Origin of the sequence: Pseudomonas mohnii (assembly GCF_900105115.1) — a bacterium.
GTDB classification, from domain to species: Bacteria; Pseudomonadota; Gammaproteobacteria; order Pseudomonadales; family Pseudomonadaceae; genus Aquipseudomonas; species Aquipseudomonas mohnii.
In genome coordinates, this window is sequence record NZ_FNRV01000001.1 from 4,969,275 (window position 1) to 4,984,263 (window position 14,989).

Annotated in this window: 16 protein-coding genes and 2 pseudogenes; 10 read left to right on the forward strand and 8 right to left on the reverse strand. The window is 59.0% G+C overall.

What is annotated here, in order from left to right; genetic code table 11:
• The first annotated feature begins 68 nt into the window (after positions 1-68).
• Positions 69-770, forward strand: coding sequence for a uracil-DNA glycosylase (ung, locus tag BLV61_RS23085; protein WP_047526744.1), 702 nt, complete (start codon positions 69-71; stop codon positions 768-770).
• 48 nt (positions 771-818) lie between these two features.
• Here ung and BLV61_RS23090 read toward each other — a convergent pair whose 3' ends face one another.
• The 5 genes from BLV61_RS23090 to BLV61_RS23110 all read right to left on the reverse strand — a co-directional run bounded on the left by BLV61_RS23090 (position 819) and on the right by BLV61_RS23110 (position 6,189).
• Entirely contained in the window at positions 819-1,853 is a 1,035-nt protein-coding gene (locus BLV61_RS23090) for an AbrB family transcriptional regulator (protein WP_090467638.1), read from the reverse strand.
• Positions 1,846-3,360, reverse strand: coding sequence for a tripartite tricarboxylate transporter permease (locus BLV61_RS23095; protein WP_047526747.1), 1,515 nt, complete (start codon positions 3,358-3,360; stop codon positions 1,846-1,848). The genes BLV61_RS23090 and BLV61_RS23095 overlap by 8 nt, the downstream gene beginning before the upstream one ends.
• A gap of 1 nt (position 3,361) precedes the next feature.
• Complete coding sequence (locus tag BLV61_RS23100; protein ID WP_090467640.1) at positions 3,362-3,820, reverse strand: tripartite tricarboxylate transporter TctB family protein; 459 nt, start codon at positions 3,818-3,820, stop codon at positions 3,362-3,364.
• Positions 3,821-3,882: 62 nt separating this feature from the next.
• On the reverse strand, positions 3,883-4,860 hold the full coding sequence (locus BLV61_RS23105) for a Bug family tripartite tricarboxylate transporter substrate binding protein (protein WP_047526751.1): 978 nt from the start codon (positions 4,858-4,860) through the stop codon (positions 3,883-3,885).
• A gap of 39 nt (positions 4,861-4,899) precedes the next feature.
• A complete protein-coding gene (locus BLV61_RS23110; protein ID WP_090467642.1) occupies positions 4,900-6,189 on the reverse strand; it encodes an OprD family porin in 1,290 nt (429 codons plus the stop codon).
• 238 nt (positions 6,190-6,427) lie between these two features.
• On the opposite strand from BLV61_RS23110, the gene BLV61_RS23115 reads away from it, so the two are divergent.
• Both BLV61_RS23115 and BLV61_RS23120 read left to right on the forward strand, forming a co-directional pair.
• A complete protein-coding gene (locus tag BLV61_RS23115; protein WP_090467644.1) occupies positions 6,428-7,099 on the forward strand; it encodes a response regulator in 672 nt (223 codons plus the stop codon).
• The gene (locus BLV61_RS23120) at positions 7,092-8,480 is read left to right on the forward strand and encodes a sensor histidine kinase (RefSeq protein WP_090467646.1); all 1,389 of its coding nucleotides are present in this window, start codon (positions 7,092-7,094) and stop codon (positions 8,478-8,480) included. The genes BLV61_RS23115 and BLV61_RS23120 overlap by 8 nt, the downstream gene beginning before the upstream one ends.
• Before the next feature lie 56 nt (positions 8,481-8,536).
• Here the strand turns inward: BLV61_RS23120 and BLV61_RS23125 are convergent, their stop codons facing one another.
• Together BLV61_RS23125 and ygfZ are read right to left on the reverse strand one after the other, a co-directional pair.
• Complete coding sequence (locus BLV61_RS23125; RefSeq protein ID WP_047526756.1) at positions 8,537-9,358, reverse strand: HDOD domain-containing protein; 822 nt, start codon at positions 9,356-9,358, stop codon at positions 8,537-8,539.
• A 35-nt stretch (positions 9,359-9,393) separates the two neighbouring features.
• A complete protein-coding gene (gene ygfZ / locus BLV61_RS23130) occupies positions 9,394-10,335 on the reverse strand; it encodes a CAF17-like 4Fe-4S cluster assembly/insertion protein YgfZ (RefSeq protein WP_090467648.1) in 942 nt (313 codons plus the stop codon).
• A gap of 149 nt (positions 10,336-10,484) precedes the next feature.
• On the opposite strand from ygfZ, the gene BLV61_RS23135 reads away from it, so the two are divergent.
• Positions 10,485-10,739, forward strand: a complete 255-nt coding sequence (locus BLV61_RS23135; protein ID WP_090467651.1) for an FAD assembly factor SdhE — start codon at positions 10,485-10,487, stop codon at positions 10,737-10,739.
• The gene (locus BLV61_RS23140) at positions 10,723-11,175 is read left to right on the forward strand and encodes a protein YgfX (RefSeq protein ID WP_090467653.1); all 453 of its coding nucleotides are present in this window, start codon (positions 10,723-10,725) and stop codon (positions 11,173-11,175) included. Before BLV61_RS23135 ends, BLV61_RS23140 begins: the two co-directional genes overlap by 17 nt.
• On the opposite strand, the pseudogene BLV61_RS23145 reads toward BLV61_RS23140, so the two are convergent.
• Positions 11,144-11,335: pseudogene (locus BLV61_RS23145) on the reverse strand (L-aspartate oxidase); the annotation flags it as partial. The gene BLV61_RS23140 and the pseudogene BLV61_RS23145 sit on opposite strands and share 32 nt — an antisense overlap.
• 43 nt (positions 11,336-11,378) lie before the next feature.
• Between BLV61_RS23145 and BLV61_RS23150 the strand changes: the two are divergent.
• The 5 genes and pseudogenes from BLV61_RS23150 (at position 11,379) to BLV61_RS23170 (ending at position 14,795) form a co-directional block, all read left to right on the forward strand.
• A complete protein-coding gene (locus BLV61_RS23150) occupies positions 11,379-12,815 on the forward strand; it encodes a tyrosine-type recombinase/integrase (protein WP_090467655.1) in 1,437 nt (478 codons plus the stop codon).
• Positions 12,816-12,827: 12 nt separating this feature from the next.
• Positions 12,828-13,361, forward strand: a complete 534-nt coding sequence (locus BLV61_RS23155) for a hypothetical protein (RefSeq protein WP_090467657.1) — start codon at positions 12,828-12,830, stop codon at positions 13,359-13,361.
• A gap of 41 nt (positions 13,362-13,402) precedes the next feature.
• Positions 13,403-13,609, forward strand: a pseudogene (locus BLV61_RS32175) (hypothetical protein); the annotation flags it as partial.
• Between the two features lie 97 nt (positions 13,610-13,706).
• Positions 13,707-13,967 carry a hypothetical protein gene (locus tag BLV61_RS23165; RefSeq protein ID WP_090467660.1) on the forward strand — a complete coding sequence of 87 codons (261 nt, stop codon included), beginning with the start codon at positions 13,707-13,709 and terminating at the stop codon, positions 13,965-13,967.
• A gap of 531 nt (positions 13,968-14,498) precedes the next feature.
• Entirely contained in the window at positions 14,499-14,795 is a 297-nt protein-coding gene (locus tag BLV61_RS23170) for a hypothetical protein (protein ID WP_090467662.1), read from the forward strand.
• The last annotated feature ends 194 nt before the right edge of the window (positions 14,796-14,989 follow it).

The window sequence follows — 14,989 nt, forward strand, 5'->3', positions numbered from 1 at the left end:
GTCAGATCAATTGACAAGCGTGGTGGGCCTTCTTAGGGTTCGCCCCATTGTTTTTACCGGATATGACCATGACTGCTGACGACCGTATCAAACTCGAACCGAGCTGGAAGGAGGCGCTGCGTGCTGAGTTCGACCAGCCCTACATGGCGGAGTTGCGAAAATTCCTGCAAGAGGAGCGGGCGGCCGGCAAGGAAATCTATCCACCGGGCCCGATGATTTTCAACGCGCTCAACTCGACGCCGTTGGACAAGGTCAAGGTCGTCATCCTCGGCCAGGACCCCTACCACGGTCCGGGCCAGGCGCACGGTTTGTGCTTTTCGGTGCAACCGGGTGTCCCGGCGCCGCCATCGCTGGTGAACATCTATAAAGAGTTGAAGCGTGACCTGAACATCGACATTCCCAACCACGGCTATCTGCAGAGCTGGGCCGATCAGGGCGTGTTGATGCTCAACACCACCATGACGGTCGAGCGCGCCAATGCCAATGCGCACAAGGACAAGGGCTGGCAGTTTTTCACCGACCGGATCATTGAAGTCGTCAGCCAGCAGCAGCCGCATCTGGTGTTCATGCTGTGGGGCGCCCATGCCCAGAGCAAGCAGAAGCTGATCGATGCGACCAAGCATCTGGTCCTGACGTCGGTACACCCGTCACCGTTGTCGGCTTATCGTGGCTTCCTCGGGTGCGGGCACTTCAGTCGGACCAACAAGTTCCTGGAACAGAACGGCGAGACGCCGATCGAATGGCGTCTGCCGCCGGTTCAGGAAGGCTGAGGGCATTTTGGGCGAGGGAGCAAGCTTCCTCGCCACAGTGACTCGGTATCACTCGGGCTTGCGGTTCCAATACTGGAACAGCGGCTCCGCCAGAAACAGCACAAACAACAGCCGCATCACCTGCATCGCCGTCACCAGTGGCACCGACAGTTGCAGGGTTTCCGCCGTCAGGCTCATCTCGGCAATCCCGCCAGGCATCATGCCCAGGGTCAATGAACGCAGATCCAGACGGGTCAGCGCGCTCAAGCCCAATGCCGCCGCCGTGGCGATCAGCATGGTCAGCACCGTGCCGATCAGGGTGCGGCCCATGAACGATGGCGCGCGTCGGAAAAACTCCCGATTGAAGTGACAACCCAGGCCGCTGCCGATCAGCCACTGACCGATCTGACTGCCGCCCTGGGGCAGGCCGATGTGCAAATCCCAACCAATGCTCACTGCCGCACTCACCAATAATGGGCCGAATAGCCACGGGTTGGGTTGACGCAGGCGTTCCCAGAGCCACGCCGCCAACGCGCCGGCCGGGAACAGCAGGGCCAGCCAGCGCCAGTCCACGGCGGTGGCGTGGGAGACCGGTGCGCCGTCGCCCAACAAATACTTGAACGCCGCCGGCACACAAAGCACGACGACCAGTACCCGCAGGCTTTGTCCGGCGGCAACGCGGCTGAGTACCGCGCCATTGCGGGCGCCGAGGTTGACCATCTCCCCGGAGCCACCGGGCATGCTGGAGAAGAATGCGGTGGCTCGATCTTCACCGGTGCGCCGCATCAACCAGACCCCGACCACCGCGGACAGGCTGGTGACCAATGCGCCAAAGAAGATCAGCCCGAAATGACTGAGCACCTGCTCCATCACCACCGGGGTGAAGTGCAGGCCGATGCCGATACCGACGATCCACTGGCCGCACTTGCGGCCGCCAGGGATTTCCGCCAATTGCCAGGAGGTCAGGCAGCGCACCAGGATGATCGCCAGCAACGAGCCGACCATCCATGGCAGCGGCCAGCCGACCTGGCTGGCGAGGTAACCGCCCAGCAGGCCGACCAGCGGTGTACCCCACCCGTTTTTGAGGGGCAACCGATCAGACATCGGCGATGGCGCGTTGCGCGGCCGAACGTTTACGCCAGATACGGATGATCGGCATCAACAGCATGATCGCCGTCAGGACCCAGCAACCGAAAGTGATTGGGCTCGACCAGAGGATTTCCAGCGCTCCGTTGGAAATCGACAGGGCACGACGCAGGTTCTGCTCCATCAAGCCACCGAGGATGAAGCCCAGCAGCAGGGGCGACAACGGGAAATCCAGTTTGCGCAGGATGTAGCCGAAGATGCCGATGCCGATCATCAGGAACAGGTCGAAGGTGGTCGCGTGCACCGCGTAGACGCCGATCCCGGTAATGATGGCGATCACCGGTACCAGTGCCCAGTTCGGCACGGCGAGGATGCGCGTGAAAATACGGATCATCGGGATATTGAGGATGACCAGCATGACGTTGGCGATGAACAACGAGGCAATCAGGCCCCAGACGATGTCGGGTTGCTGTTGGAACAACAGCGGCCCCGGCGTGATGTTGTACAGCGAGAGTGCGCCGATCATCACTGCCGTGGTGCCCGAGCCGGGTACACCGAGGGTCAGCATCGGCACCAGCGCACCGCAGGCCGCGCCGCCAATGGCGGTTTCCGGTGCGGCCAGGCCGCGCATATCGCCTTGGCCGAACGTACCCTTGGCGCCCGCGATGCGTTTCTCGGTCATGTAGGCCACGGCACTGGCCAGGGTCGCACCGGCACCTGGCAATACACCCATGATGAAACCGAGTACGCCGCAACGAATGTTCACCACGAACACCGATGCCGCTTCCTTGAAGTTGAACATCATCCGCCCAGTGGCTTTCACCGCTTCCTGACCGTGGTGGGTCTTTTCCAGCAGCAGGAGGATTTCGCTGATGGAGAACAGGCCCAGCACCAGCACCACGAATTGAATGCCGTCGGTCAGGTGGATGTTATCGCCGGTGAAACGGTACACGCCGCTATTGGCGTCGATGCCGACGGTCGACAGGAACAGGCCGATCAGCGCCGCGATGAAGGTCTTGAGCGGACGATCACCGGCCATGCCGCCGAGACAGACAATCGCGAACACCATCAGTACGAAATATTCCGCCGGTCCGAAGGCAATTGCCCATTTCGCCAGCAGCGGGGCGAACAGCACCATGCCGCAGGTGGCGATGAAGGCACCGATGAACGAGCTCCACGCCGAGAGCGACAAGGCCACACCGGCCAGGCCTTTGCGGGCCATCGGATAGCCGTCGAGGGTGGTCATCACGGTGGAGGCTTCGCCAGGGATGTTCAGCAGGATCGAGCTGATCCGGCCGCCGTATTCGCAGCCCAGGTACACCGCCGCCAACAGGATCAGTGCCGACTCCGGTGGCAGGCCGAGGGCGAATGCGATCGGGATCAGCAGTGCCACGCCGTTGATCGGCCCCAGGCCTGGCAACAGTCCCACGACCGTGCCGATCAGGGTGCCGCAGAGGGCGGTCACCAGGTTGTACGGGCTCAGCGCAACGCCAAAACCCTGACCCAAATAGCCAAGAGTATCCATTTCAGTTCTCCAGAACGTCGAGCACGCCAAGGGGCAGCGGCACGTCCATCAACTTGTCGAACAGCAGGTAGAGGCCGACGGCCATCAGGCTGATGATCACGACACTGGGCAGCCAGCGGCCGCCATACAGGCGCGCCATCGGCACGCCGGTGAGGATGCTGGCGATGATGAAGCCGAGGGGTTCGAAGGCACCGGCGAACACCAGCAACAGCACCACGCAGAGGCCGATTTTGTTCAGGGTCGCGCGGTCCAGTGGCGGCTCGTCAGCGCTGTGCTTGATCGGTGCCGGGCGAAAAACCATGTACAGCAGCGCCGCACTCATCAGGCCAAGCATCAGCAGTGGAAAGGCCCGAGGACCCACCGGTTCGTAGGAAAAAGCCGCTTGATACGGCCACGCCATCAGCGCCAGGCCAACACAGGCCAGCAACAGCACCGATGCAAAAATGCGTTGTAAGAGCATGGGGAACTCCTGTGCCGCGGCCCCGCAAACCGGAGCCGCAGCCGCTAGCTAGACAGAGACGATCACTGAATCAGGCCGAACTCTTTGGCCAGCACCTTGTAGTCCGCCACCTGTTTCTTCACGTAGGTGTCCAGCTCGGGGCCGGTCATGGCGAACGGGAACAGTTCACGTTGATCGCGCAACTTGGCGAACTCTTCGGACGCCAGCAGCTTGTCAAAGGCCGCTTTCCACCAGGCGTAATCTTCATCGCTGACTTTCGGCCCGAGGTAGAAACCGCGAACCACCGGCCAGACGATGTCGTAGCCTTGTTCCCTGGCGGTCGGGATGTCTTTCATTTCCGGCTCGTCGAGACGCTTGTCGGCGAACACCGCCAGCAAGCGCATATCGCCGCTCTGGATGTGCGGCATGGAGTCGGAAATGTCGGTGCTGCCGACCTGGATGTGGCCGCCGAGCAGGGCGGTCGCGATTTCACCGCCTCCTTCGAGGGCGACGTAACGCAGGTCACGCGGATTGATGCCGGCGGCCTTTGCGATCAGTGCGGTCTGCATCCAGTCCTGGCTGCCAACGGTGCCGCCGGAACCGATCACGACTTTGCTCGGATCTTTCTTCAACGCCTGCACCAGATCGTCCAGGGTCTTGTAGGGCGAATCGCTTTTCACCGCGATGGCGCCATAGCTGGTACCCACGGCGGCGAGCCAGCGCACGTTGGTTTCATCGAAACGCCCGAACTTGCCTTGCGCCAGGTTCAACAGCGAACCGCTGGACCAGGCCACCAGGGTGCCGGCATCGGCCGGACGCTGGGCGACGACCGCGTTGTACGCCACTGCGCCGACGCCGCCGGGCATGTAGGTCACGCGCATCGGTTTGGTCAGCAATTTTTCGTTGACCAGCGCGCTTTGCGCCAGTTTGCAGGTCAGGTCGAAACCACCCCCTGGCGAGGCCGGGGCGATGCATTCGGGGCGTTTGGGCTCGGCGAGTGCCTGGCCGGTGAACAGCAGGACGCTGGCGGCGAGGGCGATTTTACGCATTGACAGGTTCATTCAAGTCTCCTTGGGAGTTGTTGTTATGGACTTACTGAATTACCAAAGGGCAACGCTATAGCTCACCAGCAGACGCACTTCATCGGCATCGCGAGCGGAGTAGTTGGAACGGTAGGTGGCATTGCGCAGGCGGACGGCGACATCCTTGAGTGCGCCGCTTTGTACAACATATTTAATCTCGCTGTTGCGTTCCCATTCCTTGCCTTCGTCACCGTTCTTGAGCTTGATGTTGTCACCGCTCACGTAACGGCTCATGAAGCTCAGGCCAGGGATGCCGAGGGTGACAAAGTCAAAGTCATAACGCGCCTGCCAGGAGCGCTCTTCGGCGCCGGCAAAGTCGTTGATCTGCACGAAGTTCACCAGGTACGGGTCGCTGCCATCTACATAGGGGAACGCGCTGTCGCCGGACATGTGCTGGTAGCCGGCGCTGAATTTGTGCCCGCTCAAGGCGTAGCTCACCAGTCCGTTGAGGGACTTGTTGTCGATCTTGCCGCCACGGGCCTGGCCCTGGTCGTCACTGATGGCAAACCGCAGGTCGCTGGCAAAGGTGCCGGGGCCGAACGGCTTGGAAGCGACCAGTCCGAGAAAGTGCTGGTTGTAGACGTCATCGAGTTGGGCGAAGTGGTAGCTGCCGGTGATCTTGTCGGTGAACTTGTAGTCCACGCCGCCAAAATCGAAGTGTTTGCCGGCCACCGTTCCGGCGAAGCGGCTGTTCTTGTTGTTGAGGGCAATGTCCTCGAAGTCGGTGCTGTCGCGATCCTTGGCCTTGTCCAGGCGCCCGCCGGTGAAGGTCAGGTTCTTGATTTCCCTGGAGGTCAGCATGCCGCCCTCGAAGGTCTGCGGCAGGATGCGCCCGTCGTTGGGCTTGAGGATGGGCAGTTCCGGAATCAAGGTGCCGACTTTCAGCTCGCTGGCGGAGATCTTCATTTTTCCGGTCAGGCCGAGCTTGGAGTATTCGTTGACGGCGCGCCCATCGTCGGTCGGCAACAGGCCGGTCCCCGTCCGGTCCGGGCTTGAGTCGAGCTTGACCCCCATCATGCCCAGTGCGTCGACACCGAACCCCACGGTGCCGTCGGTGTAACCGGATTTCAGATTGAGCATGAAACCCTGGGCCCACTCGTCACGCTTGGATTGTTGGGCGCTGGTACCGTCGCGAAAGTCGCGGTTGAAGTACATGTTGCGGGTTTCGAACGTGGCCGAGCTGTCTTCGATGAAGGCGGCCTGGCTCAACGGTGAAAAACCGGCCAGGGCGGCAGCGCTGGCAAGCGCAGTGTGGCTGAAACGGGAGAGGCGGGCAGGCGCGATAGCCTGGGTCTGCAAGGACTGCATGGATGAATGACTCCGTTTATTGTTTTTATTTGTCGAAAACGCTTCGAGGCGTTTTTCGTATCGCTGTGTGGCAGCAGCGACGGCAGTCGAAACTGTCCGTGGCTGGACTGTAACGGGCTAACCTTTCGTTAACCTTTCAGCTGACTTTCACGGTTTTTCAGGCTTCACAGTGGCGGACGCCGCTGTAAACTCCGCGCCAAAGAATGGCGTCGACCATCCCTGAATGAGGTAAAGATCCATGCGTGTCCTGCTCGTCGAAGACCATCTGCAGCTCGCCGAAAGTGTCGCCCAGGCGCTCAAGAGCACCGGGTTGACCGTGGATGTGCTGCACGACGGCGTGGCCGCCGACCTGGCGCTGGGCAGCGAGGAATACGCCATGGCGATCCTCGATGTCGGCTTGCCGCGCATGGATGGTTTCGAGGTGTTGGCGCGTTTGCGCGGGCGGGGCAAGAACCTGCCGGTGTTGATGTTGACCGCGCGCAGCGACGTCAAGGATCGGGTCCATGGGCTGAATCTGGGTGCCGACGACTACCTGGCCAAACCTTTCGAACTCACCGAACTCGAAGCCCGGGTCAAGGCACTGCTGCGGCGTAGCGTGCTCGGTGGCGAGCGCCTGCAACGTTGCGGCGTGCTGGCCTATGACCTGGACACGCGCCGTTTCACCCTTGGCGAAGAACTGCTGACCCTGACCTCCCGTGAACAAGCGGTGCTCGAAGCCTTGATCGCCCGTCCCGGCCGGGTGATGAGCAAGGAGCAATTGGCCTCCCAGGTATTTGGCCTCGACGAGGAAGCCAGCCCCGACGCCATCGAAATCTACGTACATCGCTTGCGCAAGAAGCTCGACGGTCAGCCGGTTGCCATCGTGACCTTCCGTGGCCTCGGTTATTTGCTGGAAAGTCGCGATGCATAAGCCCAGCAGCCTGCGCTGGCGGTTGCTGTGGAACCTGGCGCTGTTGTTGGTGGTGTTGATGCTGGCCAGTGGTTTGAGTGCCTACTGGAACGGTCGCGAAGCGGCCGACACCGCTTATGACCGGACATTGCTCGCTTCGGCCCGGACCATCGCGGCGGGCGTGACCCAGCGCGACGGCACGCTGAGCGCCGATGTGCCTTACGTGGCGCTCGATACGTTCGCTTACGACAGTGCCGGGCGGATTTTTTACCTGGTCAACGATATCAATCAGAAGCTGATTTCCGGTTACGAAAACCTTCCGCCACCTCCACCGGGGACACCGCGCACCGATGACTATCCGGCGTTGGCGCGTTTCTACAATGCGACTTATCGAGGGCAGAACGTACGCGTGGTGAGTCTGCTCAAACCGGTCAGCGAACCGAACATGAATGGCATGGCGGAAATTCGCGTGGCGGAAACCGACGAGGCGCGCGTCAGCATGGCCCGCAGCCTGGCGACCGACACGTTGCTGCGTCTTGGCATGCTGGCCATTGGTGCGCTGATGGTGGTGTGGTTTGCGGTCAGTGCCGCGCTACGCCCGCTGGAGCGCTTGCGCTCGGCGGTGGAAGAACGCCAGCCGGATGACCTGCGGCCATTGCCATTGGTGGAAGTGCAGCATGAGTTGTGGCCGCTGGTGCGTGCGCTCAATCACTTTACCGAACGCCTGCGCGGGCAGTTCGAGCGTCAGGCGCAGTTCATCGCCGATGCCGCCCACGAACTGCGTACCCCCTTGGCGGCGCTCAAGGCGCGGCTCGAACTGGGCCTGCGTTCAAGCGAACCGCAAACCTGGCGCAGTACGCTGGAAACCGCCGCCCAGGGCACCGATCGCTTGACCCATCTGGCCAATCAATTGCTCTCCCTGGCACGGGTTGAAAACGGTGCCCGGGCGATTGCCGAAGGGGGCGCGCAGTTGCTCGATCTCAGTCAACTGGCGCGTGACCTGGGTATGGCCATGGCGCCGCTGGCCCACAAGCGCGGTGTGGCGCTGGCGCTGGAAGCGGACGAACCGGTGTGGATGCGGGGTGAGCCGACCTTGCTCAACGAACTGTTGAGCAACCTGGTGGATAACGCGCTGGCCCATACACCACCGGGCGGCAACGTGATTTTGCGAGTCTCGGCCCCGGCGGTGCTGGAGGTTGAGGACGATGGACCGGGCATTCCGCTCGATGAGCGTGATCGCGTGTTCGAACGTTTTTACCGACGTAACCAGCAAGTGGCCGGGTCCGGGTTGGGCTTGGCGATTGTCGGCGAGATCTGCCGCGCGCACCTGGCGCAGATCAGCCTGCATGATGGTGAGCGCGCGGGGTTGAAAGTGCGGGTGAGTTTTATTGCCGGGGAGTGAGTCAAGCATGTGTGGCGAGGAAGCTAGCTCCCTCGCCACAGGAATTGCATTGATGCTTAATAAAACATCGAGCGTGATTCTTCCAGATCGGCGCACAGGGTCTTGTTGTCGTAATCGATCCCAAGCTTGTTGAAGGCTGGCACGCTAAAGGGGTCGATGCAGGCAAACGGGTGGTCGGTGTCTTTGCAGCAGTACAGGCTGGCCACCTGCACCAGATCAACATAATCGATCTGGTCAGACCGTCGCTTGAAGTTCAGGTAGAGCCTCGGCACCTGCACCAGCATGTCCGGAAACTCCCAGACCCTGAGCAATTTGTCGCCGAGCAGCGGATGGATATGGTCGATCACATGGTTGAGGCTGATCGGGTCGGACAACAGATCATAGTGATCTTCGGCGTAAGTCAGGATTGGCAGGACGCCGATTTGATGCACCAGCCCGCCAAGGGCTGCCTGATCGGGCTTGAGCTGGGTGCAGTGGCGACACAACGCATAGCTGACACCGGCGATTTCCAGGCTCTTGCGCCAGACTTCACGCATTTTCTGTTCCACCACCTCGGAGCGGGCATGGAAGATCTGCTCCATGACCAGGCCGATGGCCAGGTTACTGCTGTAGTTGATCCCCAGGCGAGTGACGGCCGTGTGCAACTCGGTAACTTCCTGGGTCGCGCGCAGCAGCGGGCTATTGACCACTTTGATCAGGCGCGCCGACAGCGCGGTATCGCGGCCAATGACTTTGCTCAGGGCGCTGATACTGACTTCAGGGTCCTCTGCCGCCTTGCGAATCTGCAGTGCCACTTCCGGAAGTGTTGGCAGAACCAGGTCATCGTTATCGATGGCCTCAACCAAATCCCTTTGGACCTTTTCCGCCAACTCACTCATTTCTGTTCTCTTGGTGTTGCAAAAAAGTACTGCGGTTAACGCTGGATTTCGCGGTCGCGGTCCAGTTGATAAGGCAGATCGAGCAAGTGCAAGGCAGGGCCGTCGACCGCGCCGACGTGAATGTCGCCGGCCTCCGCTGCTTCGGCTTGCAGCACCGCCAGCAGTTCGATCTGTTGTTCGCCATGGGCGGCCAGTACCACTTCGCCGATTGAACTGCCATGGCTCGGGGAAAACAGCTGGGTGCCAGGTTCAGGCCGTTCGCTGGCGTCCAGTTGCAGGCGATACAGGCGGCGCTTGAGTTTGCCCAGGTACTGCATCCGCGCGACGATTTCCTGGCCGGTGTAGCAACCTTTCTTGAAGCTCACGCCTCCGACAGCCTGCAGGTTGAGCATTTGCGGGATGAACAGCTCGCGGGTGCCCGGCATCACCTGGCCGATCCCTGCGCGGATCTGGCCCAGCAGCCATTGATTCAGGTCGCCTTCGGCAAGCAGGGCGGACAGCTTGCCCTTGATGGCCCCGGCTTGATCGGCGCTGACCCAGAGTTCGGCGCGATCGGGTGAAACACGAATGGCGATCAGCCCGTCACTGCGCACCACCCGGTCGGTTTCCGCTGGCAGTTCAAGGCCGAGGCTGCCGAGCGCGGCATCGCCATGATCGATGCCGAAGCGGACCCAGGCAGCGCTTTCGTCGGTCAGTTTGGACTTGGAAAACACGGCGTACTTTTTCAGGTCGGCCAGTTGCGGTTCCAGCAATTCGCTGGCCATGGCCATGAGCACGCCGTCACCTTCGAGCAGAATGCGGAAACTCGACTGCATCCGGCCCTTCTGCGTGCAACGCGCGCCGAGGCTGGCCTGGGTATCGCTCAGGTAATTGAGGTTGCAGGTCAATTGACCTTGCAGGAACTTGCCGGCATCCGCGCCGCGGACCGCCAGAACACCTTCATGAGACAGCGTGCAGAAAAAAGCAGAATCGGCCATGGGTCATCGCAGGGTAAAGAATCTGGCGGACATGATAAGGGGGCGCTGTTGAAATGGGTAGTTCACAAAGGATCGTCGGTGCCCGACCAAAGCCGACTGTTCTACGGGGCGTTGGGCTGTATACTTGCGGCCTATTTGAGGAGCGCTCCATGGTCGAAGATGTTGAACTGAATCGCCTCTACTGGCACAGCCGCCGCGGCATGCTTGAGCTTGACGTGTTGCTGGTGCCATTTGTTAGAGAGGTTTATCCGCACCTCAACGAGGTTGATCGCGCCTGCTACGTCAGGTTGCTCGAATGCGAAGATCAGGACATGTTCGGCTGGTTCATGGAGCGCGCCGAATCGGAAGACCCGGAGCTTCAACGCATGGTCCGCATGATTCTGGACCGTGTTCAGCCCAAGTAACGGTTTCGAATGCCGCTGGCATGCCTCACGGCAGTTGCTGGCGGTGTATCTGTTGGCCCAGCTGTTCGCGCTGGGTTCGCTTTATCTTCTCGCTATTCCGCTTTGGGCCAGTCTGCTCGGCGCCTTTTGCTGCCTGCTGCACGCCGTTTGGGCATTGCCACGCCAGATTCTGCTGACCCACGCGCAGGCCTTTCGCGGCTTGCGTCGCGATGCCGATGGCTGGCAGTTGTGGAGCCGGGCGGCGGGATGGCAAGCGGTGCAGCTTCGTCCGGACAGTATCGCGCTGCCATTAGTGGTGTTGCTGCGGGTTCGTCTGCGGGGCGAGCGGCGCATCCGGTCTGTTTGCGTGCCCCGGGATTCGCAGGCGGCGGATCTGCACCGACGCCTGCGGGTTCGACTCAAGTTCAGCCGGCGTAGGTGGACGGCACCAGAATAGTGTCCAGCGCGACCGGCAGCATCTTCGGATAGTCCAGCGTGTAGTGCAGGCCACGACTTTCCTTGCGTTCCATGGCTGAGCGAATCATCAACTCGGCCACCTGGGCCAGGTTGCGCAACTCGATCAAGTCCCGGCTGACCTTGTAGTTGCTGTAGAACTCGACGCGGTGAGGCTAAACCCAATGGATACAGGGGTTTCAGCCGATGACCATCAACCAGCGCTCCCAAACTGGGACAAACCTGTTACAAACTGCCCTCGCCAAGCCGTACCACTATCGCCGGTCTGGTCGCTATTACCTTCGCCTTCGCCCTCAAGGCACCGCTACGGGTTTCTTCACGCTATCGCTCAGGACGACTGACAAGGCCACCGCAATGACCATCTCCCAAGAAATCCTCCAGACCCTCAAGGCGTACCACTTCGACAACCCTGAGGCCACTTGGGACGAACTCCGTGAGCGTCTGATAGACATCGCTGAGTCATGCCTGACGATGGCGCATGGCGATAGCTCGCTGGTCGCCTACGAGATGATCAATGATGAGCAGCATCAGGCACTCCGTGAGGCCAGCGCCAAGCTGCCATTGAGCATTAACCAGCAACGGGCAGTGGGCAAGGCGTTAGAGATCATTGAGGCCGCTCAAGAGCGCTTGGAGGGCAGGCCGGGGAAGCTGGTCGAGATCGTTAGGGACCTCAGAGGGGAGTCTTGTAGCACGCCAGTGGCCCTATCTCCGTCCCTATCTGTATTGCCAATTCAGCCGTTGACCTTCAAGACCCTCTCAGGGCTCTACATGGAGGAGCGCAAAGACAACATTCAGGCCAGCACCATGCGGGACGTGAAGTCGTCCTGCGAGGCTATTGGGGCGATCCTCGGTGACTTGGACCTGAAGACCCACACGCGGGATGACATGAAGAACCTCAGGGCAAAGCTCCTTGAAGATCGCAAGCCATCCACCGTGAAGAAGATTCTGACCCGACTGTCTACGGTCATGGACTGGGCTGTGAATAACGATTACATCAGTAAGGCGCTGACCGATGGTCTGAAGCCAACAAAGGGCACTGATAGCGCCCGTGAGGCGTTCACTCAGGATCAGATGAAGGCTCTCATGGCCCACGCCAAGACGCTTCCTATGGACTCATGGCAACGCTGGGCATTGTCCCTTGGGGTTATCACTGGGACCCGCATTGCGGAACTCAGGCAGTTGACCAAGGCTGATGTTAAGCAGGTCGCTGGCGTATGGGTGATCGACATCAATAGGAACGATGGTAAGACAGCCAAGACCAAGAATGCGCTGCGTGTCATACCGCTTACAGATGGGGCCTATGGGTTCGACCTTCAGGCATTCCGTGAGTTTGTCGAAAAGGCAGACTCCCGACTGTTCAAGCTGGGAGCTGGTCAGTTCTCTGCAGTTCTCAATGGAGCCCTTCGGGATGTCCTGAGCTTGAATGCTGACCGGACCCAAACCTTCCACTCGCTGCGTCACTCATTGGCAGGCGCGCTTAAGGCCGTTGCGACTCAAGTGGAGATCAATGAGGCGATCTTGGGGCACGCTTCGGGGTCGATCAGTAACGACCTCTATGGTGCGGGAAGTTCCGTGGAGATTGGCCGTATGGCTGATGCGCTCAAGACCGCTTTGCTTATTTAGGGAATGAATTAGATGAATGATGAAATTGTGGCTAATGATTTGAGCTGGGCCTTGAATGACTTGGTTCTTGACCTGATTTCCGCCGTTAGCATGGGTCGGGAAGTTCTTGCAGCGGATCGGAATGGGCCCGGTGGTATCGAAAAGCTTTGTGGTCGGCTGCGGGTTTGCAACCATAGTATTGTGCTGTCCCTTTTTAAGCTAAACGAACTGAGAAACCATTATGGGGCTTTTATAAAAAAGCTCCCGGTTTCGGTTGTTGAGGATTTCTTCAGCCATATGAAAAAGGTCAAGAAATTCAATGTGGGTGATTTGCGCAATGCGCATGTAGCTCATCCGATTGATCAGAAGACGAACGCTCCGATATCGATTGAAAAGCTTGAAGGACTTATGGGATTAATGACTGGTAAAGACAATCTCGATTCGGAGAGTTTTTATCGGTGGATTTGTCCAGAAAAGCCCAGCGGTGAAAAATGTCTTGTGAACTCAATGCTCGCTATTATCGGGTTGTGCAGAGAGGTAACTAAAGATCAATTTAAACGGTCTTAATTTGAAGAGCGCATGTTTATGGGACAGGCACTGAGCCTTGGGTCTACCAGATGCTCCTTCGGGGCAACTCCCCGACCTCTGAGCCGTTCCGTAAGTGGGTCACTGAGGAAGTCCTCCCGACCATTCGCAAGACCGGCTCGTATGACGCTGAGGAGTCCACCAACCCAGCACTTGATCGCGTTCCTATGAGAAATCTAATCGACTCGCTGGGTCCCTGGCCTTGCTGCGTGAGCGTAGGAGCGTGGTAGTTCATGACCATCTAAGCCGTTCCGGTCATTCCTGATACTGATTTAATTTCCCCTCACTGTTGCGACACACCCATCCAACGCACAGGAGGACCACGACATGTCCAGCATCCCAGCTATTTCCATCACAGCCAACATCGTTAGCGAGCACCTCGGCGCCGACGCATACACTGGTGACCTCATCGAGCGACACACCAACACCGAGACGGGCAACTCTTATCTTGTCCGGTTGAGCGTTCTTGACGAACTCCCCGAGAACTTCAGTCCACTCCGTAAGGTGGTCGATGAGGAACCTTTCGAGTTCAACGGCTATGACGGTCCTCTTGACGTTCCGTCCTACTACGGTAGTGATGTGGACTGATTTCACTCATGGATTCCGCAAGGACGTCAATAGGGATTTAATAACCCCTCACTATTGCGAGGACACCACAGAAAACAAAAATTAATATTTCTGTGGATCTTCCAGATTCCTACCGTTTCCCTTCATGGGCAACGACCGAGACGACCGAGACGACCAGTGCGACCACCTTTCAAGGTGACACGCCAAGCGCTCAACTGCCCCCGGTAAGCAGACCCTTCATTGCGATCTGGCTCCAGTAGGAAGGAGCGAACATTGATATTGCTGACCATAAGTCGGTGTCCCTTAAGGGCACCGCTGGGAAGCCTTCCACGGACTTGGGGCCGCCGTGGATTGCTCAATGTTCACGGGGGCCTTAACTTAAAGATTCTAAAGATTACTCATTGAGTAACTCTATAATTATTATCTTTAAATAATCTAATAAGAAAAGAACTTAAAGATTCTAATAGATTCTCTAAGACCATCTCAAGTTAGGGATTGGTCTTGCGACCATGATTATCCCGCTCTCTTAGTTACCTCAAAGGAGGTCAATAAATGAACTTCCAATTTGTCCTCGATGATCTTAGCGCGCAGCACCAAGCGGACCTATTGACCATCGAGAAGGCCATGGGTGAGATTCCCAGATCGGCCTATGCAGTCTTTGAACTTAAAGCCTGTGGTCTCCGGTTCCACCGTGGTCTTGAAGATACCCTTGAGTTCCTGAAGACCAGACTATCAGCGTTCCACTTGGTCCCCCTTGAGATGCTCCTTGAGTCCACTGGGTTCGACTTGGAGACGCTCGTCAAGCTCGTCAAGCGTGTCCCCGTGATCCTCAAAGCTCGACCTCAGTAACACCTCTACGTCGCCTCGTAGATCAACTTAAAGATGCCCGCTCAGGATTGCCATGTCCTGACCATCAACACACAACCAAACCCAGAACCTATTAGTCAGTCTTGGATGATGCCCGCGTGGCTCCCTCCTTGGCCGTCTGGTCGCGTGCCTCAATGGCGCCAAGGCTGAACTAATGGGTCACCCAATAGGAGTCC